The organism is Streptomyces sp. NPDC097981 (genome assembly GCF_040302565.1).
GTDB lineage: Bacteria > Actinomycetota > Actinomycetes > Streptomycetales > Streptomycetaceae > Streptomyces.
Genome location: NZ_JBEORW010000051.1, coordinates 16453 through 38311, shown reverse-complemented (window position 1 = coordinate 38311; position 21859 = coordinate 16453). Strand labels below are relative to the sequence as shown.

22 protein-coding genes are annotated in these 21859 nt (G+C 70.6%); 2 read left to right on the top strand and 20 right to left on the bottom strand.

The window, feature by feature from the left end; all coding sequences use genetic code 11:
* Nucleotides 1-149: 149 nt before the first annotated feature.
* On the bottom strand, nt 150-275 hold the full coding sequence (locus ABTY04_RS34340; RefSeq protein ID WP_352217364.1) for a hypothetical protein: 126 nt from the start codon (nt 273-275) through the stop codon (nt 150-152).
* 109 nt (nt 276-384) lie between these two features.
* Between ABTY04_RS34340 and ABTY04_RS34335 the strand changes: the two genes are divergently transcribed.
* Nucleotides 385-546: a hypothetical protein gene (locus tag ABTY04_RS34335; RefSeq protein WP_352217363.1), complete on the top strand. Its 162-nt coding sequence runs from the start codon at nt 385-387 to the stop codon at nt 544-546.
* A 200-nt stretch (nt 547-746) separates the two neighbouring features.
* Entirely contained in the window at nt 747-1010 is a 264-nt protein-coding gene (locus ABTY04_RS34330; RefSeq protein ID WP_352217362.1) for a hypothetical protein, read from the top strand.
* 5 nt (nt 1011-1015) lie between these two features.
* On the opposite strand, the gene ABTY04_RS34325 is transcribed toward ABTY04_RS34330, so the two are convergent.
* The 19 genes from ABTY04_RS34325 to ABTY04_RS34235 all read right to left on the bottom strand — a co-directional run bounded on the left by ABTY04_RS34325 (nt 1016) and on the right by ABTY04_RS34235 (nt 21567).
* The gene (locus ABTY04_RS34325; protein WP_352217361.1) at nt 1016-1606 is read right to left on the bottom strand and encodes a hypothetical protein; all 591 of its coding nucleotides are present in this window, start codon (nt 1604-1606) and stop codon (nt 1016-1018) included.
* 484 nt (nt 1607-2090) lie between these two features.
* Nucleotides 2091-3020, bottom strand: a complete 930-nt coding sequence (locus tag ABTY04_RS34320) for a replication-relaxation family protein (RefSeq protein WP_352217360.1) — start codon at nt 3018-3020, stop codon at nt 2091-2093.
* Nucleotides 3017-5590, bottom strand: a complete 2574-nt coding sequence (locus ABTY04_RS34315) for an ATP/GTP-binding protein (RefSeq protein WP_352217359.1) — start codon at nt 5588-5590, stop codon at nt 3017-3019. The genes ABTY04_RS34320 and ABTY04_RS34315 overlap by 4 nt, the downstream gene beginning before the upstream one ends.
* Nucleotides 5575-6189, bottom strand: coding sequence for a hypothetical protein (locus ABTY04_RS34310; RefSeq protein WP_352217358.1), 615 nt, complete (start codon nt 6187-6189; stop codon nt 5575-5577). The genes ABTY04_RS34315 and ABTY04_RS34310 overlap by 16 nt, the downstream gene beginning before the upstream one ends.
* Entirely contained in the window at nt 6186-7295 is a 1110-nt protein-coding gene (locus ABTY04_RS34305) for a C40 family peptidase (RefSeq protein ID WP_352217357.1), read from the bottom strand. Before ABTY04_RS34305 ends, ABTY04_RS34310 begins: the two co-directional genes overlap by 4 nt.
* Nucleotides 7292-9700, bottom strand: a complete 2409-nt coding sequence (locus ABTY04_RS34300) for a hypothetical protein (protein WP_352217356.1) — start codon at nt 9698-9700, stop codon at nt 7292-7294. Before ABTY04_RS34300 ends, ABTY04_RS34305 begins: the two co-directional genes overlap by 4 nt.
* Nucleotides 9697-10035, bottom strand: coding sequence for a hypothetical protein (locus tag ABTY04_RS34295; RefSeq protein WP_352217355.1), 339 nt, complete (start codon nt 10033-10035; stop codon nt 9697-9699). Before ABTY04_RS34295 ends, ABTY04_RS34300 begins: the two co-directional genes overlap by 4 nt.
* Nucleotides 10035-12599, bottom strand: coding sequence for an ATP-binding protein (locus ABTY04_RS34290; protein ID WP_352217375.1), 2565 nt, complete (start codon nt 12597-12599; stop codon nt 10035-10037). Before ABTY04_RS34290 ends, ABTY04_RS34295 begins: the two co-directional genes overlap by 1 nt.
* On the bottom strand, nt 12599-13051 hold the full coding sequence (locus ABTY04_RS34285) for a hypothetical protein (RefSeq protein ID WP_352217354.1): 453 nt from the start codon (nt 13049-13051) through the stop codon (nt 12599-12601). The genes ABTY04_RS34290 and ABTY04_RS34285 overlap by 1 nt, the downstream gene beginning before the upstream one ends.
* A 50-nt stretch (nt 13052-13101) precedes the next feature.
* Complete coding sequence (locus tag ABTY04_RS34280; protein ID WP_352217353.1) at nt 13102-13401, bottom strand: hypothetical protein; 300 nt, start codon at nt 13399-13401, stop codon at nt 13102-13104.
* Nucleotides 13402-13409: 8 nt separating this feature from the next.
* Nucleotides 13410-14462 (bottom strand): conjugal transfer protein, encoded by a 1053-nt coding sequence (locus ABTY04_RS34275; RefSeq protein ID WP_352217352.1) that lies wholly within the window; start codon nt 14460-14462, stop codon nt 13410-13412.
* 519 nt (nt 14463-14981) lie between these two features.
* Nucleotides 14982-15287 carry a MazG nucleotide pyrophosphohydrolase domain-containing protein gene (locus tag ABTY04_RS34270; protein WP_352217351.1) on the bottom strand — a complete coding sequence of 102 codons (306 nt, stop codon included), beginning with the start codon at nt 15285-15287 and terminating at the stop codon, nt 14982-14984.
* A gap of 80 nt (nt 15288-15367) precedes the next feature.
* Nucleotides 15368-15841 (bottom strand): nucleoside/nucleotide kinase family protein, encoded by a 474-nt coding sequence (locus ABTY04_RS34265; RefSeq protein WP_352217350.1) that lies wholly within the window; start codon nt 15839-15841, stop codon nt 15368-15370.
* A gap of 20 nt (nt 15842-15861) precedes the next feature.
* Nucleotides 15862-16791: a nucleoside 2-deoxyribosyltransferase gene (locus tag ABTY04_RS34260; RefSeq protein ID WP_352217349.1), complete on the bottom strand. Its 930-nt coding sequence runs from the start codon at nt 16789-16791 to the stop codon at nt 15862-15864.
* A gap of 25 nt (nt 16792-16816) precedes the next feature.
* Complete coding sequence (locus tag ABTY04_RS34255) at nt 16817-17635, bottom strand: carbohydrate kinase family protein (protein WP_352217348.1); 819 nt, start codon at nt 17633-17635, stop codon at nt 16817-16819.
* Nucleotides 17632-18450 carry a hypothetical protein gene (locus ABTY04_RS34250; RefSeq protein WP_352217347.1) on the bottom strand — a complete coding sequence of 273 codons (819 nt, stop codon included), beginning with the start codon at nt 18448-18450 and terminating at the stop codon, nt 17632-17634. The genes ABTY04_RS34255 and ABTY04_RS34250 overlap by 4 nt, the downstream gene beginning before the upstream one ends.
* Entirely contained in the window at nt 18447-19151 is a 705-nt protein-coding gene (locus ABTY04_RS34245; protein WP_352217346.1) for a maleate cis-trans isomerase family protein, read from the bottom strand. Before ABTY04_RS34245 ends, ABTY04_RS34250 begins: the two co-directional genes overlap by 4 nt.
* The gene (locus ABTY04_RS34240; RefSeq protein ID WP_352217345.1) at nt 19135-20655 is read right to left on the bottom strand and encodes a radical SAM protein; all 1521 of its coding nucleotides are present in this window, start codon (nt 20653-20655) and stop codon (nt 19135-19137) included. Before ABTY04_RS34240 ends, ABTY04_RS34245 begins: the two co-directional genes overlap by 17 nt.
* Before the next feature lie 363 nt (nt 20656-21018).
* Nucleotides 21019-21567, bottom strand: a complete 549-nt coding sequence (locus tag ABTY04_RS34235; protein WP_352217344.1) for a hypothetical protein — start codon at nt 21565-21567, stop codon at nt 21019-21021.
* Nucleotides 21568-21859: the final 292 nt, after the last annotated feature.

Below are 21859 nucleotides of genomic sequence, written 5' to 3'. Positions count from 1 at the left end.
CGGGGAGCTGCGGCCGGAGAGGCCGGCGGACCTGCAGGCCGGGGCAGCGCCGTGCGGGGTGCCGAAGGCTGGGTGGACGTGCTCACGTGCTGTGCCTCCAGAAAACAGGGGAGAAAAGAAGCAATGAACGGGGGAGTGAGGCCGGGCCGTTACTGGCCGACGACCTGGACCTCGCCCACCGACACGGTGAGGTTCGATTGACGGACCTCGGTCAGCTGGCCCGTGCGGCCGCCGCCGGTCACCGCCCAGTCCACGCTCCACGTGGACGTCGCCATGCCCTTGTAAACGCCGCCTGGCTGCCCGGCCGACGTCGTCCGGTACAGATGCCCGCAGTCCGGCGACGGCGACATTCCACGGCCCGCCGTGTACGGGGTACCGGGGCTCTTGCAGGTCACGCTGGACCCGTCACCCATCGCCCACACGACCGACGACACCCTCGCCGTCGCAGTCACCGTGATCCCGCCCGCCGACGCCGACGCCGTATTGGGCCCCCAAGTGGTGGGGCTCTGGCTTACCCACAGCCACATCGGCACACCCACCGTGTAGCGGCCATCCGTCCGCGGACTCACGATCGCCGGGCCGGCGAGGAGCATGCTGTCCACCGCCCGCTGAGCAAGGACAGCGGGATCAACAGCCGGTGCGGGAACGTCCTTCGACCAGAAAGTCATGCCCAGTGTGTCGACGTTGGACGTCCCAGGGCCCTGCCAGACGCACGGATTGACGTAGATGGCACCGTCACCAGGTTCGTGCCCTGCCCACAGCGGGCTGCCGGCGGGCGGCTGAGGTTCAAGAAGACGGATCTCACAGGAGACTCCGTCAACGACCGGCTTGCTGGTGCCGCTGCCTCCACCGCTACCACCCTTGCCCTGCCCGCCACCTCCGGGCCTTTCACCCGGCTGATCGACGCAGATGGTGACGTACTGGTCGGCGCCGTCGCAGATGCCTCCGTCAGCATGCGCGGAGCCTGGCAGGGCCAGGGCTGCGAACAGGGCGAGTGGAATGACGGCTGAACGTCTCAGCATTTGTTGTCGCCGTTCGGAGTCATCTTGACCACCATCCACCGTCCGGCCCACTGCTCGATTTCGGCGACGGCGACGTAGCGCATGGGCTGTGCAGATGGATAGGGCCGCACGGTGCCTGTGGCGCGCTCGACCGTCTGCCATGTGGAAAGGTCAAGGCAATCAGTGACTGTGGCCGTAGGCCGTTCACCAGACAGATTGAGGGCCGTCGCTTCTGACTTGTGGCCGGGGCTGCCCTGCTTTGCGACACCTGCCTTTTGCATGTTTGCGATGTCAGCCAGAGTCCGGTCCAAGGCAGCCTTCGCAGCGAAGTCCACCAGCCTGGTGTCTTTCTCGGTGCCCGTTGCGTATGCCTTGACCGACTCAGCCCAAAAGCCGTCGTAGGCCGCGAGGACGTGTTGCTTCTCGGCGGCCTGGGGGTCGACGGACGCGGTGGGGGAAGCACTCGGGCCAGGGCTAGCGGGCGCGGCCTTGTCGTCCTTGGCGTCGGTGGTGCAGCCGGTGGTGAGGGTGGCGACGGCCGCGGTGATGGCGGCGGCTGCGCGCAGCCGGGTGGTGCGGGTGTGGTGCTGACGTGCTGTTGTCACGGAGGTACCCCCGGCTCGTCGGATGGGTGTTGGTGTTGTTCTCCAGGGCGTCGAAATCGCTTGTGCAACGCCTGAGGGTGCTGTGGTCCGCGTTGGTACAGGGCACCCTACGATGTCAACGCCCCAGTTTCTATGGGGTTATTGGGGTGCAGTTGAGCGAACAGTACTTTTGCCCTGGATTGCCGTTTCGGCATATGACAGTAGGGCTGTGAGGTGCGGGAATCGTTCCGAGGTCGGTAGGGGAGGGTCGTTGCCGGGCCTGCGCCCCGATGTGGCCGGAACTCTCCCTTCTGGCTGGTTCTTTGCTGGTGATAACACTTTCGTCCGGTGCTCGCCGTCTTTCTCACCGGATCGGACTTTGAGGGCCACGGTCGGGGCCGGTGAGGAGTTCACCGGCCCGGGCCTGACCCGGCCGGGCGGCGCCCGGGGTGATCAGAACGACGGCTTTTCGGCGCTCAGCGGGGCCAGCGGGCGGCTGTGGCAGTCAGAGTTCGGTCCAGCCGCGGGGCTCGCCGCTTCCGGTGAGGGGTGTCCATACCGGGGCCTGGGGGCCGGAGGTTTCGAGGTCTTCGAGGACGGCGGCGCCGAGGGGGACGCGGGCGCCCATGCGGGCGACGAGTTCGTGGTCGGCGGCCATGCTGCGTAGGTCGGCGATGCGGTTGGTCAGGGTCGTGTGGGGGGCGCCGGTGAGGATGAACAGGATCCGGGGAAATCGGGGGTAGACGCGCTGCCAGACGAGCATGGCGGCCTGGTCCCCGACGGTGCCGCGGCGGCCGGTGGGCTGGGGGGTGTAGTCGTGGAAGCGGGCGTAGGTGATGAGTTTGCGGGCCAGACGCTCGCTGCTCATCGTGGCCCGGTCGATTTCCACGAACGCCCGGTACTGGAGTCGGCGGGGGCGGGCCGCGGTGTAGTGGAAGACGGCGTCGGCGATGAGCCGGTCCTCGCCTGCGGTGTCGGGGAGGCGGTGGGTGACCTCGGGGACCCAGTCCAGCGGCTGGTATTCGTCGCCTCGGGTACGTGCGTCGGTGAGGAAGGCGATATGGGCGCGGGCCCCGGTCAGGATGTGGCCGGCGCGCAGCAGGGCTGCGGCCGGAGAGTGGATCGGGGTGGGTGCGCGACCGCGGAGCTCGGGCCATTCGGCGACGGTCTGGTGCCCGGCCGGGGTGAGGAAGTGGGCCTGCAGGCGGCCGGGGAGCGTGGCGTGGGTGATCAGCCCGTCTTCGCGTAGCGGCACCAGCACTTTGTGGATCTTGCGGGGCGGCAGGTGCGGGGCGACCATCCGGTGGAGCTGGGTGGTGGTCAGCAGCCGGTGCTGGGCGATCAACGCGAGTACCTGGTGGGCCTGGCTGTCGCCGCTCGCGGGCTGGAAGTCCATGCTTCCCGTGGCTGCTGCGTCGTTGACGGTGGTGGTCACGCGTACTGCTCTCCTGTCTTGCCGTGGGCAGTGGCGGGGGCGAGGAAGGCGAGGACCTGCTGCTCCTGGGCGAGGGCGATCGTGGTGCGTTCGGTCAGTGGCAGGGCTCCGGCACGAGCGTGAGCGGTCTTGTGGAGGGCTTTGACCTGGCCGGGCCGGGCTCGGTGGCCGACCTCGTCCAGCGCGGGCCCGCGAACCGGGAGCGGGCCGATCCGCGTGCCTTCCACGGTGAACGACGCGTAGTGCTGCCAGCGGGGCAGTGCGGCGATGTCGGCGGGGGTGACGTTTGTGGTGGGCCACTGGGCGGTGATCTGGGCAATGGCCTCGGCCGATCCGGCTGTGGTGGACAGGCAGGATGCGTTTTGCATGAGGGCGGCGCGGGTGGCGGGGCTGAGCCGGTGCAGAAGCTGGGTCATGCCGTGCAGCCGGCACCCGAACTTCCTCAGCTGTTCGGTGATCTCCGCCAGCACTGTGGAGGATCCTTGGTCCAGGCTGATCAGCTCGTCCAGGTAGAAACGGAACGGGCGCCGTGCCTTCTCGGGCAGGTCGCGGCGGGAGAGGCCGGCGCGCAGGAAGTCGTGGACGATCAGGGAGATCAGCAGCCGGTCGGTGGGCCCGGTGCCGGGCGGGCACAGCCACAGCACCTGGCCTTCGTCCATCGCCTGCCGGATGTCGTATCCGCTGACAGGGCATCCCAGGAAGCCCCGGACGACTGGGGACGCCCCCAGGCGCTCCAGGGGGTTGAGGACGGTCAGCAGGCTTTCGCGGGGAAGGTCGGGGAAGCTGTCCCTCCACCACCTGCGCGCCTCGTCGTCCAAGACCGCGACGACGGCCTGCCGGAACAGCGTGTGGGTGAGGAGGGCCGTGATTTGGAAGACGGTGGCCTGCTGCTGCGGCTTGTCGGCGGCGACAGCTCGGGTGTTGACGGCAACCAGGGCTTCGACGGCTTTCGTCAGGATGGTCAGCGCCCGCGGCGCCGTAACGTCCCCCCAGCCCAGGGCTCCGGCGAACGCTTCGACGACGGCCGCGCATACCTCGTGCGGCGGACGGTTCTGGCTCATGTCCAGCAGGTTCCAGGAGCCGAGCATGTCGGTGTCCTTGTGGACGGTGAGATCGAACAGTGCGACGCGGTCGATGAGGTCCTCGTGGGCGAGGTAGCGGGCGACGTCGGCGAAGCTGTCGCCGTGCGGGTCCACGAACGCCAGCCCCCGCCCGTTGTGGGCGCTGGCGACGGCGTGGACCTGGGCACGGGTGGTCTTGCCCCACCCCGCCTTGCCCGACTGGACCTCGAACAACGTGTCGTCCTCGCGGGTGGCCAGCAGCCGCTCCCGCCCATCCGGCCCCCGGTACCAGCCCTGAGGCAGCAGACCCACCCCCACCTCGTACGTCGGCATGTCGCTCTCCATCAGCGGCACCCTCGCCGCGCCCGTCACCGGCTTGAGGAATCCCGCGAGTTCCTCGATGTGCGCCCATCCGCCGCGGGCAGGCCGCATGAGGGCGTGCTTCCACTGCTCGTCGAACCGGCCGCGCCAAGGCCGCCGGTCCGGGCCGAATCGCAGCGGTCCCAGCGACCAGCCCAGCGACGTCAACCGCGAGGGCCCGGCGAAGACATCCATTGCGGCACTGATCCGGGCCAGCCGAGCCTGCGCCCGCCCGTCCTCGTTGGACGCACACCGCACCAGAATCTGCACCCGCACCAGCCCGGGACTGTGGGCGAGTTTGCCCAGGACCTTTTCCCGGCCCGCACGGCGAGGCTGCGGCGACATCACCATCCGCCCCCGCGGCCGGCCCCGCCACTCCGCGGGATCCAGCAGCCTGCCCACGGCGGCCGCAAAGCCGTCGTCGCTGGCGCGGGTCAGCCACCGCGCATCGTGCTGCGCTTCACGGCGAGCCTGCGCGCGGTCGCGGTGCATGGCCTGGGCACGGCGCACGGCGAGGTGCCAGCGCGGGGCGGGGGAGAGGTCCACGCACACCTCGGCGAGGTCGCCGCACTCCGCCCGCAGATCACCCACCGCGTCCAGCAGCGGCTGCAGCGGGTCGGGGTCCAAGGGGACTTCCCGCAGGCGTGATCCCGGCTCGCCGTGCAGGGTCAGCACCGCCCGCACGACGTGGGGCCGGTGCTTGTCCGCGACCGGCGGAACCTCCTCGACCCGCACTCGCGGCCCGTACGGGGTCCGAGCCAGCAGCGCATGTGCGCTGGCCGGGGCCTCAATCCGGTGGGCCAGGGCGCGGACGCCGTCGGCTCGCAGCCGCACCCGTACCGACCGGGCCCGGCGCGGTGTCCACCACGGTCCCGACCCGGCCGCCCGCACCAGCTGCATCCCCTGGCGCCAAATCTGCTCGCTGTGCGGCTCGAACGCCGCCGTGGGGACAAGCTCCAGGCAGGTCCGCTGCGACAGCGCCTTGGCGGCCAGCCGCCGCTGCAGGTACTCCCACCCCGCCCAGGCGGCCGCGCCGAGCAGGGCCAGCCACCAGACATTGGCCATGGCCCAGTGCGCGACCGCTGCGAGGGCCTCGATGAACGCGGCGGCTGCATGGACGCTGCCGGCGGCCGTCATGTGCGCTTCCATGATCCGTTTCCGTTCTGTGCGTAGAGGAGAGCGGCGGGGCGGCCGTCGAGGAGGGTTCCGGCCGGGTCGGCTCCGGCCCATACCAGCCGGACCACCGCTCGTCGTTGGCCGTCGCCTGGCTCGGGGTTGCGGCGGGCGGTGGCGGCCTGGATCCGCACCTGCGTGTATCCGACGGTCTCGGCCAGCCACGCGGCACGCCCCGCATCGAGCAGTGCGCGCTCGTCGTCGGGCGCAAGGTCAGGGCTGCTGGCCCGGTCCAGGGCCTGCTGGATGAGAGGGTCGGCTGCCGGACCGGATCCGGGAGGCGGGAGCTCCCCTGGTGTGCTGCTCGTCTGGGGTGCCGGTCCGTCGGGCTCCCGGCTGGCCTTCGGAGTTGCCGGTACGGCGGGGGTACCCGGGCCGGGGGCGGCCTGGGAGGGCGATGGCAGGGCCGGGCCGGCACTGGCCGCCGGGGCCGCTGCCGGTGCTGCCTCCTGGTACGGGGCGGCTTGCTGGGCGGGGCCGGGGTGGTGCAGGCCTGTGTAGGTGAGCAGCGCTCCGGCGGCGGTAAGGGCGATGGCGGCGGCGAGCGGGCGGCCCCCGCCCCGTGGGGTCTTCACAGGAGCCTCGTTCCGCCCGCGTAGTCGGGCATCGCATTGATGGGATCGATGCGCACCGGCTTGCCGGGGCGGGGGGCGTTGATCATCTGTCCGTCGCCGAGGTAAATCCCGACGTGGTGGATGGTGGAGTCCGCGGTGGGGCTGTAGCCGTAGAAGATCAGGTCACCGGGCTGCAGGGCCGAGATTCCGGCGGAGGCGGGGATGCGCTGCCCGGCGCCGGCCTGCTCGGCCGCGGTGCGCGGCAGATTGATCCCGGCTTTGGCGTAGGCGTACTGGGTCAGCCCGGAGCAGTCGAAGCCGGTGACGGCGCGGCCGTCCTGCCCGCCGGGCGAGCAGCAGATCCCGGTGCTGGGCCCATCGGGTCCGCCGCCGCCCCAGGAGTAGGGGAGGCCCTGCTGGGCCAGTGCGGCCTGGATGACCACACCCGCGTTGCCGGTCGGCGCGTTGGGGGTGTTTTCGAGGGCGTCGTAGCGGTCGATGCCGCTTATGACGTCGTCCACGTACGCCCACGATTGGTTGTAGGTGTGGATGGCGGCGCGCAGTTGCTCGCGGTCGGTGAGGTCGCGGCCGTTGCCGCACAGGTAGACGGCGGCCGCGGTGGCGGCGTCGTCCGCGTTGTGGGGCGAGATGGTCCCGTCGCCGTTGCCGTCCTTGCCGTAGGCGCGGAAGGTCTCCGGCAGGAACTGGAAGGGCCCGACGGCTCGTTCGTAGGCGGCATCGCCGTCCCATGTGCCGCCGTCGGTGTCGGGGATTGCGGTGGTGTTGCCGCCGGCGCCGGAGCCGTCGAGGCGGGGCCCGGTGATTGGCGGGGTGATGTCGCCGTTCGGGGTGATCTGCCGTCCGGCGCCGTGGTCGGACTCGACGCGGGCGATCCCGGCGAGGATCTGCCAGCGCATTCCCCGGCAGCCGGGCACATAGATGGTGACCTGCGAGGCGCCGGTGAGGTAGGCGGTAAGCATCCGCGCAGGGATTCCGGCCGCGGCGGCGTCCACCTGGCCCTGGCCGGCGGATCGGCTGGCGGCGGCCACGAGCAGCACTGGGGCCGTGCAGCACGCCGCCAGGGCCAGCAGCAGCACGACCAGGCAGCCTGCCCGTGTCTTCCTCACGAGGTTCCTCCTTCCTGATCTCGTCGCACGCTCTGGCGGCGCCGGTTCATCGCCGCGCGCAGCCGCGCCGCGTTCGCGGCGGCCTGGTCGGCGACAGGGGATGCGGGAGTTGCGCCGCTGCCGCGGTTGGCGCTCTGGGCCGGTCGGCTTGTCGCCGAGTGTCTGCTGCCGGTCGTGGGTGCGGGCATGGTCCGGCGGACCGTGGCCTGTCCGGCGGCCCCAGCCGGGGCGGGGGACAGCGTGGTGCCTGTGGTTGTGGGGTGGTCCGGGCGGCTGATGGTGGTCCGCGGCCCGGGTGCGCGGCCGGTTGTGGCGGGGGCGGTGTACACGGCGGCGCTGATCGCGGTGTCACGGACCGCCCGCCCGGTGTGGACTGCGCCCTGGCCTACGGCTCGCCCGGCCTTCACGGTGCCGTCCACGACGGGCTGCCATCCGGCGGCGTCCTCGCGGATCCGGTTTCTGCTCACCAGCAGTTGGGTGCGGACGTCCTCGGTGAACTCGCTGGCCTTCCCCTCCGCCGTGTGCACGGTGCGGGGCAGGCCCAGGGTTGCCGCGTAGGCGGCCCGGCCGGCGCGGTGGGCGATGCGGTACCCGCGCAGCCGCGATGCACGGGAGTGCAGCCGGGCCGACAGCAGGGGGCGGTCGGTGGCCGGGTCGTGCAGGATCTCGCCGGTCCACTTGTCCACCTGCACTTCGCCTTCCGCAGCGCGTACACCACCGGCTCCGGCCTGTGCCCGTACGGCCTCCAGCACCTTGGCTGCGGGGTGGCGGGGGCCTGGCTTGGGTCCGATGAGCGCGGCATGGGCGCCACGCATCGCCAGGGACAGGGGCGCAAGTCCCGTACGGACCGCGCCGCGTGCCTCGGCGACGGCCTGGCCGATCGAGAACGGCGCTGTACTGCGGGCGCCTGCCAGGCCCAGGGCCAGGCCGGCGCCGCGGTAGCCGGTGCCGGTGAGCCGGGCGTACTGCATGCGCAGGGCCATCCGCCGGCCCAGTGAGGTGGCGCTGCCTGCGATTCGTTTGTGCATGGCGAGGAAGGCGATGGCGAGGGCGTCGAGGAGCAGGATTCGCTCGGCCATCACGTCCGGCCCGCTGTCCGACAGCAGTACGCCGGCCGCGATTCCGAAGAGGGGCAGGCCCACGGCGGTAGCGAACGTGACCAGCGCCGAGGTGACGAGGACGCCCGTCCACCGCCACAGCAGCGTCCGTGTGGGGCCGGGCAGCATCGCCAGCACCCACACCACCGGTCCTGCTCCGGCCGCGGCGGCGTCCGCGCCCTGCGCGCCGAGCATGACCAGCGCCATCGAGACGACCATGGCCGCGACGACCAGGCAGGCGACGAGCAGGGCGAGAGCGCCGAAAGCACGGTCCCAGCTGGGAGTCTTCGCGTATGCGGCGGCGGCCTTGCCGGTGGGCCCGGCCTTTTCCAGCTCGGCCGCGAGCTTGCCGAGGTCCGCGGACGCGCGCTCGACCTCCTTGCTGTGGCAGTACTCCTTGGCCGGACCCGGCAGGATGTCGCACTTCTTCGCCGCGTCGGGGCCGGGGGGTTCACTGTTCTTCTTGATCCACTCCCGATGGGCCTGGTAGGCGTCCTTGTCCTTGTGAGGGTCCAGGACTCGTCCGTACTGCAGGAGCATGTAGGGCTTGACGACCAGCGCGTCGGTCAGCGCGTCCTGGACGGGCCGGGTCACGGCCGCCGCCTGAACATCAGAGTTTTCGCAGGCGCCGTGAGCAGGGCCGGCGACCATGTCGCAGGGATCTGAGGACGTCTTGTTGCCGAAGTAGCTGCTGGTGGTGATGGACGCGACCTCGATCGCGGCCTGATGGGTGACGTCGAGCGGTCCGTCCCGGCCCAGCAGGTAGTCAGGGCGGACGACCGCGCTCGCGGCCAACGCGCCGATCACCAGGGTGGCGGCGATCTGCCCGAACCCCGTTGCAGCCTTGCCCCGCATGAAGAGGACGAGTCCGAAGACGAACCCCCACGCCAGCGTCAGCCCTTTGAGACCGAGCGCGTCCACCACATGGGTCTGGTAGGCGTCGGCGAGGTGCTGCGCGGGGCCGGTCAGCAGAGCCAGCAGCGGGAACCGGAAGACGAACGCAATCAGCCAGCAGCACATCCCCACCAGCAGCCGCGCCAGCGCGAACAGCCCCGACATCACCAGGACCTGCAGCTGCCCGACCACGTTCAATGAGCTGCCTCCGTCGGCCTGCAGCTGATATGCGTCCAGCCGCCCGCCCTCGGCCGTCACCACGTTGAACGGGGCGAGCAGCCCGCTCCCACCGGCGTCCCCGTTGCCGTCCGCGGCCCATGCCACCGCTGTGTTCGTCACGAGGAACACGACCGTGAGCAGGGCGAGGAATCCGGCCGCGCGCAGCGTGCCGCGGTCGACGCGGATCTCTCTCATCGGGCCCGCCGCTCGACGGTCAGGACCATCGCGATGGCCGCTGAAATGGCGAGGGTGGCAAACATCGTCAGCCCGGTGCGGTCGTCGAATGCGGCGGGGACCGCGGTTGCGGCCGAGGAAGTTCCGGTCACCGTGGCGGCCGTGCCGGGGCCGCGCGTGCAGCAGTCACGGGCAGGGCCGATCAGCAGATCACAGGGCCCGCTGTCCGCAGCGCCGACAGGTACCGAGGTGGTCAGCGACCGCCACTGCGGGGGGTGGGCCCATGCGGCGATGGTGCTGGTGAGGAGGAGCAGGGCGAGGGCGCCGGTGAGCAGCAGTCGCAGGTGCGTGTTCATCAAGGGGTCCCCCCGTGGGACGTGGCGGCGGGCGTACGGCCGGGTGTGGTGAACAGCCGTTCGCGCAGCCGGGGCACATCGGGGGCGATGACCTGGATTCGGCCGACCTGCATGCGGGGGTCGCGCAGCAGCATCTCGCCCTCCCGGCCGGCCTGGCCGACGGGGGAGAGGCCAGTGGTCACCAGCCGCAGCAGGTCCTCGTCGTCGCCGTCCAGGCCGAGGAAGCGCAAGCCCTTGGCTGCTCGGGTGCGGTCGGTGGTGCGGGCGAGGTAGCGGTAGGCGACCAAGCCGGCATCCTTGCCGAGTTCGTCGGCGTCGTGGGCACCGAGGAAGACACCGGCACCGTGCTTGCGGCCGTCGTGCAGGATCTCGTGGACCAGCGCGGAACCCTCGGCCGACGACGTCAGCCAGTACACCTCGTCGAGCGAGACCAGGCAGAACCGGGTGGGGTCGCTGAAGGCGGCCTGCCGGGCAATGGCGGCCAACAAGTAGAGCACGGCCCGCCCGATCAGCGCCTCCAGGGGCTGCTGGCGCAGCACTTCGACGTCGGCGAATGCCTCGCGCGGCGGAAGCGTCAGACCGGCGGTGGTGACCACCACCATGTCCGCACCGAGGTCACCGGCCAGGCTCACCACCGGCAGGGCAGCGTCGAACACCATCGCGGCCAGCGGGTTCGAGGCGACGATGCGCAGCAGATCCACCATGGTGGCCGCCGCGTCCGCACGGCTCCCGCCCAGATGAGCAAGGCCGGTCAGGGCATCCAGAACCTTGCCCATCGACGGCTCGGGCCCGGCACTGACCTCCTCCACGGCGTGGTGTAGCACCGCGCCGGCCGCGCTCATTGCCCCAACCCCAAGCTGCAGGGTCAGATACGACAGCGCGTAGTGCGCGCCGGCCGCTCCGCCGAACACGCGCAGCGGGTCGATGGACAGTTGCGCCTGGGCGGCGTCGATGACCTGGCCACGACCTCCCATGGCGGCTTGGGCGAACGCGGCCCATTCACGCATGGGGGTGCGGTCGATGACGATGGCCTGTCCGCCGCGGTCCACGATCGCAGCGGTGACGAGCTTTTCCAGCACGCTCTTGCCGCCGCCCAGATCGCCGATCACCGCGCTGGACGCGGAGGCGTTGGCCTGGGGAGCGTCGGCGGGATTGAGGAGCACCGGGCGCAGGGTGCCGCAGTCCAGGTCACGGCCGATCAGGATCCCGGACGGGTCACCCACTCGCGACTGCGTCAGCGCCCCGCACGCCGCCCAGTCCTCCGACAGCTGATGCTGCGTGAACTGGACCAGCTTCGGCGCGCGGACTCCGCCCGGCAGGCCGAGGACGAAGAGTTCCTCCTGCATGCCGATCGGCCGCACCGCCCGATAGTCACCCGCCGCGAGAGCCGCCGACAGCTCCCGCGCCCGCCCGTCACACGTGGCCGCATCCGGGCCCCACACGGTGAGCACCGTCACCGACTGCACCTCCACCTCCACCGACGTACGCGCCATCCGCGCGTCCTGCTCCTCCAGGTCCCCGGCCGCCTCCGGCAGCGAATGCGGCATCCCAGTGGGCTGCGCCCCGTACTGCCCGGCCTGGTCCAGCAGCTCCCGCTTCTTGCGCTGGACCTGCGCCCGCGCCTTCTTCGCCGCCACCACCCGCAGATCGACGCTCACGTCCACGGGGAAGGGCAGGCCCTCCAGCTGGGCAAGGACATCAGCGGCGTCCGTGGCGACCGCCGGGGGAAATTCGGCGAGGACCAGATGGGACTGGTAGCCGGCCCCGGCCTCTGACTCGACCTGAAGCCACAGCCGCCCCAGGGGAGACGCCGCCGCAGCCGACCGCCACCACGAGCCCGCGCCCTGCAGCCCGCGGGCTTCGGACCGCCGTTCCTGGCCGCCCTCGGCCAGACGGACCTGCCCCAGGTCGGCATACGAGGGAGACAGGAGCTGTCCGCCGTGGATCCGGCTCCCGTACAGCGGGCTCGCCACGGCATCGGACAACAGCGGCTCCTCCAGCCCGCGGTGCACCGCATGCTGCACCATCCACACAATTTCCGCAGGCGATGCCGGACGCAGCCCCAGACCTCCGCCCAGCGACGTCTGCAGCCGCTCGGCCGCCTCGCGCGCGGCCCGCACCTCGCCTTGTGGCACGGGTGCGGGCGCCAGACCGAGGGCGGCGGACACCTCCGCATACACAGCGCCCAAGGCACCCGCGGTGGCGCCTGTCTTGCCCGGCAGCGGGACGGCGAGCCACACGGTGCGCTCATGCATCTCCTGCCCGTCGAGCAGGTCGATACCAGCAGCGCAGACCTCCGCCCACGCGGGCAGCCGCTGCCAGTCGATGCCTTCCACCATCCTCTCGGCGACTTCACCGGGATCGGTCCGCGCAGCGAGCACGAACAGCCTCGGTTCCATGCCGGGCATCGACCGCACCAGCGCGGTGATCCGGCCCAGCAGCTCCTGGCGGACCGGGGCAGGGAGGTATCCGCCCGCAAGGGGCTCCACCCGCCACACCGCCCACACCCCGCCGGGCGGTGCCCACAAAAGGTGTCCGGCGACGTGCCGGAAGGGCGTCCGCATCATGCCGCTGCCCTCCCCGCACCCGCCGCACCGGCCAGGAGCCGGTCAAGGCCGGAGCCGGCCGCCCGCACACCCACCACCGCGCCCACCGCCACAGCGGCGGGCACCGGGAGGGACGCCGACACCGGGGCGGGCGCGGGCTCGATGACGAACCGGCCCCCAAAGTGGGACGGGCGCCGCTCCCGGGCCACCCGGCCGCCGATCCGGCCCGCCGGATGCCGCGTCAGCACAGCCACAGCGCCCAGCAGCGCAGTGAACGGGTTCTGCCCGGCGATCTGCGCACCGCGCACCGCCCACACCGACACCAGCCACACCACGACCGGCACCGGCCCCGCCCACGACCACCAGGCGAACGTCTCGATCAGCAGCAGCGCGCCGCCGCCGAGGACGACCAGCTGCACGGGCGTGTACGGGCCGAAGGGCATGACCCAGTCGCCCAGCTTGCCCAGCACCCACGGGTGTCGCCTCGCACCGGTGTACGAGCGGACAATCCCCTGCCCGCTCACAGCACAGCCCTGTCGCCGGTCCGGGGCGGGTCGATGACGACGACCACGGCACCGGCACTGCTGGCCGGATGGTTGACCTCGTCGGACACCATGTCCGACAGGCTGTTGCGGGCCTTGTAGATGCCGAGGGCGAGGACCATCGCGAGGAGCGCACCGATCGCGGCCTTCATCGACATCTGGCGGCCGATCGTGACGAGCACGAGCACGATCAGCATGGCGACCAGCCCGGCACCACCCCAGTCGGTCACGGTCTTGATGAGCGAGTCACCCAGAACATCGAGCTGTCCGGCAAGCATCACCGGCCTCACCGCACACCCCCCTGCGCGGAAGCGGCCGGAGCCGGAGAACCGGTGACGGCGTCCAGGGCGGTGACTTCCCAGCGCCCGGCCCGCGCGGTCATCTCCAGCCGGTACACCAGCGGCCACCGACCCCCCGACCGATCCTCACCGGACACCCGGACCCGCACCCGCGCACGGACCCCGTCCCCGGGAACCTCCTTGGCAGCCGCCTTGTCGGTGTCGGCGGCCACCTCCTCGACATCCACCCGCACATACGCCGCAGCCGTGAGGGCCGACAGCCGCACACCGGGGGAGAGATAGCGCTCCAGAGCGGTGCTCTGCCCGCCGGCGAGGTAGGTCCGCAGGAACTCGCCCACCGTCGTGCCCAGCGTGTCGCCGGCGGGGACGGGGCGGATGTAGGGGGAGGCGGGGGCCGGGGCCGTCTCGGGCGCGGCGACTTCAGCCGGGGATCCGGTGATGGCGACCGGGCCGCCGTCCTGCCCGCCGGTCCCCGACACCGCGAAGTACCGCGCAACCGCAGCGGTATCCGCCATGCGCTCGGGCGTCGGGCCCAGGGACGGTGAGGCGGTGCGGCTGGTGTCGGTGAGGGCTACGACCACGACGGTCCACCCGCCCGGTGTGGACGTGGTCCGTACCGGGACGACGCGCACCGCACTGGGTGCTGCAGCCTCGGTACGGGCCCGCCTGGGCAGGTCCGCGGCCGGGGCCATGGCGCGCACGGCCGCGGCCACGGGGCTGTCGGGTACGGCGGCGTCAGCGCGCAGCCACAGGTCCACAAACACCGCTGCCGTACCGGCCGCATCGGCCACCGGACGCAGCGCGCTGGTGGCCTGGCTGACGGGCGCGGCCTGGGCGGCCGTGCCGCGGGGAACAACGAGAGCGGCGGCCAGGGCGAGAGGACCGGCAGCCAGCGCGGCCCACACTCCGACCCGGGCCAGACGCGGGCCGCGCGAGAGGGAGCCACGGACTGGAACGGTCTCGGGACGCGAGCGGCGCAGCGGCTGCGCAGCCGCCAGGCGGGGGGCCGGCCGTACGTGGCGGCGGGGGACAGGGGTCATCGGTGTGCCTTTCGTGGAGTGCTGGTTGTGCTTGCACTCCACGAAACGGCGGCGTCCTCACCGCCCGGCTCACCGTCACCAGCCCTGCGCCGTCACGGGACGGCAACGCTTCGAGCGGTGAACTCACCGGTGACTCACCACCACCGCGGCGGAACCTCCCCACCGCAGGTCACAGCCCTGAACGCGGGACACTCACCGATCCTTACGGCTGAACCGGCGGGAGTTCACCACCGCACTCACCGGTTGCGGCCAGGCTCAGCGAGGTCTTCCGGGAGGTCGTGATCAGACGGTGGGGTGGTGCAGCGATTGCGGCGGCCTGCCCGATGGATTCGCGACGCAGGGCGGTGAGTTCGAAGACAGCGAAGGATCGGTACGTGCTGGTCCCCGCACGCGGTCCGGGCGACCGCCAAGTTGCTGGGCAAGGGCATCCCGATGTCGTAGGCGAAGCGCCGCAACGAGGGGCGTCCCCAGGCAAGGGCGCCCCTCGTGTGTTCGGTGAGTCAGCTGGAGACGTCTGGGTCAGTCGCTTGACACGCGGATGGGCACGCCGTTGTGGTTGCGCTGGTAGACACGCTCGTGGTTCTTGTGGATCTTTTGCTCGACCTCGGTGGCGAGGTCGATGTTGTTCATTTCTGCGACGGCGGCGAGGTACAGGAAGACGTCGGCGAGTTCCTCGCCGAAGTCCGGCAGGCCCTTGCGCCAGGCAGTAAAGGCTTCGCCGACCTCGGCGGTGAGGAGGCCGAACTCCAGAGGGATGTCCGTGGTATTGAAGCCCTTGGCGACCTTGTTGGCCCAGGCGAGTTTCTGTGATTCACGGATGTCCACGGCTGCCTCCGGCATGGGTGCTGGTGATGCCGGAGGAGCCTATCGGGGTGGGATCGGCCCAAGTTCCTATGGATCGATTCTCAGCCAGTTATGGGAAGGCTGTCTGATTCGGGATCGATGGTGACGACGTTGGCGCAGGTGCTGATCGTGTGGAAGACGGTCCGGTACGCAGAGATGAGAGTGTCCAGCTCGGAGAGGTGCGGGGCGGTGCCGTCGCGCTGGAGCAGGCGCGTCCTGATCACGAGGGGGGATGCGGTCAGGTGTACGAATACGCCCCTGCGGGCGTTGACGAGTTCGACGAGTTCCAGCGCCTGCGCCCAGGTGATGCGTGACCCGTTGCGGTAGAGCGGGCCGTAGACCAGCTCGCTGATGAAGCAGCGGTCCAGGATGAGCCAGCCGGGCTTGGCCAGCAGCTCGGTGTAACGGCCGACGAGGCTGACCACGTCGGGAGTCCGCGGCGAGTGTATGGCGGTGAACCCGTACGCCTCCAGCTGCCGGGCGAGGGTGCTCTTTCCCGCACCATCGCTCCCCTCCAGGACCACGGTGTCGTACATGGCAGCGAGCCCGGACGCGTTCACCACGCCAGCCCGTCGAGCACCGCAGCCAGATCGGTCGCGTGACGAGTGCTGGCGTACTGGATCATCAGGTTGCGCCAGTTGGGTTCACGGCCAGAGGCGTGGGTGTAGACGGGATGCGGTTGATAGGCGATGACGGGCTGGCAGCGGGCTGCCGCCGCGCCGATCAGGGCCGCGGCGCCGGGCGGTGTTTCGGGGCCGGAGACGTCGACCACGAGGGCGGCGGCGGATGCGGCGTGCTCCCAGTCGGTGATCGCCGCAGCGAAGGGGCGTTCGTCGGTGAGTCGGCGGGCGGCCAGGACGGTGTGCCCGCCCGAGCGCACGGTGTCGACCAGGCCCGGGTCGGGGAAATAGGGGGAAGGCTCGACGTAGACGCCGTACCGTGCGGTCGCGGGCGGCAGCGCTGGGGAGGGCGCGGGCGCGCTCAGCATGGCGGTGATGCCTTCGGAGATCGCCGTGTCCAGCTGGCTGTGATTGCGGCTGCTGAACGCCGCGAATCGGTCCGTGATGTCCTCTACCGGCCCCAGGCTACTGACGCGGACGACTCGATGAGACATGGTGTCGATAAGTGGGTCGGGGAAGTGCCAGGCCGGAGCATGCCCGTTCGGGTCGTAGGTCTGGAAGTCGGTGGAGAGGATGGTCACCGGGACGCCAAGCGCGGCGGCGTATCCGATCTCCATGCAAACGCCGTCGTCCAGGCTGGGGCCGTGGACGAGCGCGATCATCCCGGTGAGGGTGGTCAGGCGCTCGATGTCGAGCTCGAAGAGGCGGCGGCCCTTGACCTCGGCAACCAGGTCTTCCTCGTCGGTGTCGCAGAAGGGGAGGAACACGGAGTCGGGTCCGGCCTTGTCGGCCAGGCGTCCGGCGACGCGAGCGCCGAGGGCGCGGTCGTGGGCGGAGAAGAGCCGGTGCGCGACGTAATACACCACGTGGCTGTCCCTTCGGTCGGATGGGTCAAAGGTGGTGAGGTGGGGGAAGCGGGATCGCCGGGGTGGTTAGGTGCCGGGCGGCCGCGTGTACGGCGGAGGCGAGTGCGTGGGCTGCGGGGCGGCCGTCGAGCCAACGAGCCAGGAAGGTCCCAGCGAAGGTGTCGCCGGCGCCAGTGACCTCGCTGGGGGTGGCCTGGGGCGGCCGGGCCTCGACGATGAGTCGGCCGTGGCGCAGAAGGCGGGCGGGGCTCGGGCCGTCGGTGACGGCCACCAGGGGCAGCTCGGTCGGGTCGCAGGCCGCGGCAAGGAGCCGGTACTCGGCGGTGTTGCAGAAGACGACGGCGGCGCGGGGGAGCCACGGCCCGGCGTCGTGGATCATGTCGGCGGCGCTGGGCAGGAACAGGTCCACGCTGTACCCGGCGCGCTGGGCGACGAGCTGGGCCAGGACGGGCTCGGGCTGGAGAGGGCGGCGCAGACTCAAGTGGAAGAAGTCGCCTACGTGGTCCACGATGTGGCCGATCGCGTGGCTGGTCAGTCCGGCGGCCGCGCCGTAGTCCGCTTCGGTGGAGACGAGGCGATCCTGTTCGTCGTAGATGAGGGTAAAAATGGCGGACGATTCTGGGGCGACGCACAGCATGGACCAGTCCAGGCGCGGGTGGCCCGTGCTGCGCGCGAGCGGCGCGAGGTCCTGGCCGATAACTGAGACGAGCGCCGTGTCGGCGCCGGCATGTGAGGCGGCGAGGGCCGTGTGCAGGGCGGCGCCGCCGAGCTGGTGAGATCGGCGGCCGTCGGGGTAGCTAGTGAGGTCGCGGGATATGTTGCCGATGACCGATAAGCGGGTCATAGTCCGCTCCCTTCAGCGGCCGTGTGCGAGCAGCGGATGACCTTGGTGCACAGCGGCCGTCGCGTGCACAGGTGAGTGGGCGGCTTGTTGAGGTACAGCCGCTTGAAGTAGATCAGCACGAGGTGCACCCACCACGTGGGCGTGGCGTCGTCGGGGATGGTCACCTTGTGTCGGTGCCGGACCGTCATCTCCCGGTAGGCGTCGGCGTCGTGGGTGACCGCGCTCTCCAGGGTGTGACGCAGGCGCTCGTGAGCGATCGGGCCGTACGGCAGGGTGAAGCCGAGCGCGGGGGCCAGCTTGGTGACCATGCCCGAGTCGACGGGAATGATCCCGCAGTGGTAGCCGCGCGAGTAGAGGACCGCGCACTGAGCGACCTTGTACGAGGCCCCGTGCACCTGATCGGCGATCTGCTGGATCAGCTCGCCCTGGGGGATCGTGGCGGGGTCGATCTCGTCCTTGGCCCACTGCCCGATCAGCACGTTGAGGGAGCGCAGGTAGTCGATGCGGGCCTGGGGCAGGCCGATCGGCCGCGCTAGTTCGGTGATGTCGGCGTCGGTGTATGCGGCCAACGCCTCGAAGCCGGCCGCGTCGGCCTTGGTAATGACATCCGCGTAGGAGCCGATCATTCGGTAGTTGACCCGGGTTGACCATCCGGCGGCCAGCATCCTCATGCGGGGGTCGGCAATGCTGATCGGCCACCAGCGGTTGTTGTCGTGGTTGCCCTCGACCTCGGTGCGCACGTCGGGCAGCGTGGCCGCGGCCTCGACGAGGCGGTGGATCCGGTTCCGCTGCGCGGCGGTGGTTTTCGCGGTCATGGGGTGGCTCCTTGCTGGAGGTGGGCGGCGTAGTTGGCCATGGCGAGGACGGAGGATATGACCGGCCGACCCAACTGCTGGGCAAGTTCGGCCAGTACCGGCTGGGTGCGCCACCCGGTGCACGACAGCACCACGGCATCGGCCTGCGCCAGGGCGCGCTGTGGAAGCCCGAGGACGAGGGTCTTGGCCCGCAGGGGATCGACACCGGGGTAGCCGTCGGTTAGGCCCAGGCTGGCAGACGCCAGCACAGTGATGCTGCGGCGGCTCAATGCCTTGATTTCCGTGCCGGTGACAGCGTCCGGGTACGGGGTGGCCAGGACGATCCTGTGGGCGCCGATGCGGTCGAGCTCGGCCATGAGGGCGTCGAATGCGGTCACCGTGCCCGCGGGCACGGGGGTGGTGCTCTCGATGAACCCGGCGGACGTGCAGCCCAGGAGCAGGGCGTCTAAGGGGATGTGGCGCAGCGAGTCGGCTGCGTCGGTGGCGGCGGCGCGCAGGCCGTCCCAGAACCTGTGGTCAATCGCAGTGGTACGCGAGGCGGGCACGAGACGGGCGTAGTGGAACACGACGCCGTCGGGGGCGAGGAGGGGCAGCTCCTCCTCAATGGCGACGTTGGCCCAGGGGAGGAGGACGCCGACGCGGCGCGGGTGTCCGCCGCCCGTACGGGCGGCGGACACCTTGCGGTCAGGCCGCGACGGCAAGGCGCTGTCCAAAGATGACTCGGGGGGCGTGGCCGGTGACGGCCAGGTCGCCGCCGGTGCCGACGGCGGTTGCGGTGTCGGGCTCGATAATCTGGATGGAGTAGGAGCCCAGGCGCCGCCACCAGGTGCCCTGCTCGTTGACGAAGTACGAGTGCAGGCCCGTCACGAGGAGCCCCTCGGGGTAGACGCGCTTCTTCATGGGCTGGTCCCAGCCGTGGTCGATGTCGGCCTTCCACGTCTCGTAGTGCTCGGCCGACGCCACGGGGGACAGCATGGAGGCCGCGAGCGGGGTGCCAGGGAAGGCGCGGACCTGACGGACGTTGGTGCGGTGGCACATCAGCCCAGCGTCGAGGATGCGGGTGAGCCAGTTCAGGTTGGCGATGTGCGTGGCGCGGGTCTCGCCGGGCATGCCGTAGATCAGGTTCAGGCCCGGCAGCAGCTTCGGCAGACCGCCGGGGCCGCGCTCGGCGCCGGCCTCGTTAATGTGTTCAACTGCGCGCAGCAGGATCTCGGGCGTGCACGTCAGGGTGTTCTGTTCGATCACCACCGGGTCGAAGGACTCGATGCCCATGGGCGCGCAGTTGCCCTCGGTGCCGTAGTCGGCGACGAGCTGGGCGATCTTCCGGCCGACGGGAGCAGCGACGGCGAGCGGGTCGGCGTTGTCGATGTGGAGGACCTCCAGGTCGGGGCAGGCGTCCCGGATTCCGGTGAGCAGGGCGCGGATCTTGTCGACGTCGCGGTGGTGGTACGAGAAGAAGCAGGTCTGCTGGCCGAGGCGGAAGTGCTTCACGCCAGCCACGTACAGCTGGGCGGCTTCCTCGACGATGTCTTCCACATCGCGGAACGCGACGATCGGGGACTTGCCGGGCTCGTTGCAGAAGTCGCAAAACTGACGGCGGGTGCAGCCGCGGTACATCTCCAGCTCGGCGATCGGCGTCCACGGCATCTGCTCGACCAGGCCCTTGAAGGAGTCCCGGTCGTCGCGCAGCCGCTCGTAGGGGGCGGCGGTGCGGGAGCCGAGGGCGATGTCCTGGGAGGTGATCGTGTGCGTGTGGGAGGCGTCGAACAGGCCCGCGTATTCGGCCGGCTCAGCCAGCATGAACGTGGTCATCGGGCCGAGAAGGTAGCGCTTGCCGCGCACACAGGACATCGCGCGGGCGATGTCGGCGAGGCCGCCGTTGACGGCATGCAGGTGCACGGAGGGCACCTTGTCCCCACCGATGACGATGACCTCTTTGGCATCTCGCAGCAGGCGGATCGCGTCGTCACGGTTGACGGTCGTGGAGTACGTCAGCGGGTCGCTGTGCGGCGCAGGTACGTGGGCTTGGCCGCCGTTGAGGCACCATCGGACGTCGTCGATCGTCAGGTACCGCACGTCGTCCCCGGGGCGGGCCTGCCGTAAGGCGGAGTATGCGGTGCGCACGTAGGTGGAGATGTAGGGCGGGACGCCGAGCCCGCTGGGTTCGACGGTGTAGCAGTCCAGGACGACGGAGTGCTTGGTCATCGGTGATCCCTTCACCTGTGTGGCGATCAGGTCCGCCCGAAGTGGCGGCTCTTGGGAGTGCGACGGGTGCCGGCGATGGCGATGGCGATAGAGGCTGAGGCTGGCACGTGGCGGGGGTCTGGTCTACGGGGCATGGGGCGGAGATGAGACCGCCCTCCGGCTGCTCGACTTGCCTAAGGCTTCTTCAGCCGGAGGGCGGTTCCCGGCCCGGGGTGCTCCCCAGGTGTCGGACCGAGGGCCGGTGGAGCGCCGCAGTGATGGGTTTCACGATCTGTTCGCGTAATTCCGCCACAGTTACTTCCCGGTCCGCAGCCGCAACCGGGGTGGTATCCGGCACGTCTGCCAAGAGTGCAGCTGTGGGCATCACACCAACCCGCCTTCAGCACGCACGAGCAGCGCCATGTGCTCGGCTAGCTGAGGGGGACGCTGGAGCAGGTGATGGGAGTTTCCGTACGGACTACCGATCTCGCGGATCTTGGCCCAGCCACAGGCCTCTTCGAGATAGTCGGCCAGTGCACGCGGTCGGACCGTGCAGCGGAGCCAGGCCGGCGGAACGGGCATGCGCGCGGCGTAGTAGCAGAGCGCGTCCGCAAGAATCGTGCCCAGCCGCGGCTCCCTCGGAAGGGTGTGAGCGAGGGAGAGCACCAGGCTGCGCTCCTGGCGTTCTTCGAGCGTCCAGCCGAACAAGGGTGCTGCCGACTGCACGGCGAGGGCAGCGACGAGCGTCTTGTCGTCCCACATTCCGACAGGCAGCATGCCGGGCTCGGGCTCCGGGAGACGGACCAGCTCCATCAGAATGGAGCTCTCCCCACCCAGCGGGAGCCCGTTCTCCGCCAGCCAGTCCATGCGCAGGGCAAGCAGTTGGTTGAGCGCCGGCACATGATCGAGGGTGAGCAGCTTCATCACATACATGGGTGAGCCTTGGTGTGGAGGTGGCGAAGGGGACAGCACGAAGGTCGGTAGGAGGCTGAGGGAGGCTGCCTTCCGCAGGAGAGCGCGGTGGCGCTGACCTCGGTCGGATGTTGCAGGGGAGGGGCCGCAGGCCGGGCGTCTTAGAAGGTCGCGGTGTCCGCCGCGAGGTCTTCGAGGACGACGGTCTACAGCCGTGCAAGGTGATGACGCTCCTGGCCGGCGGCCACGGGGGTCAGCGCCCCCACGGCGCCTAGCCGCTGCAACGTTGCCTGCGGCCGCCATACCGGTAACG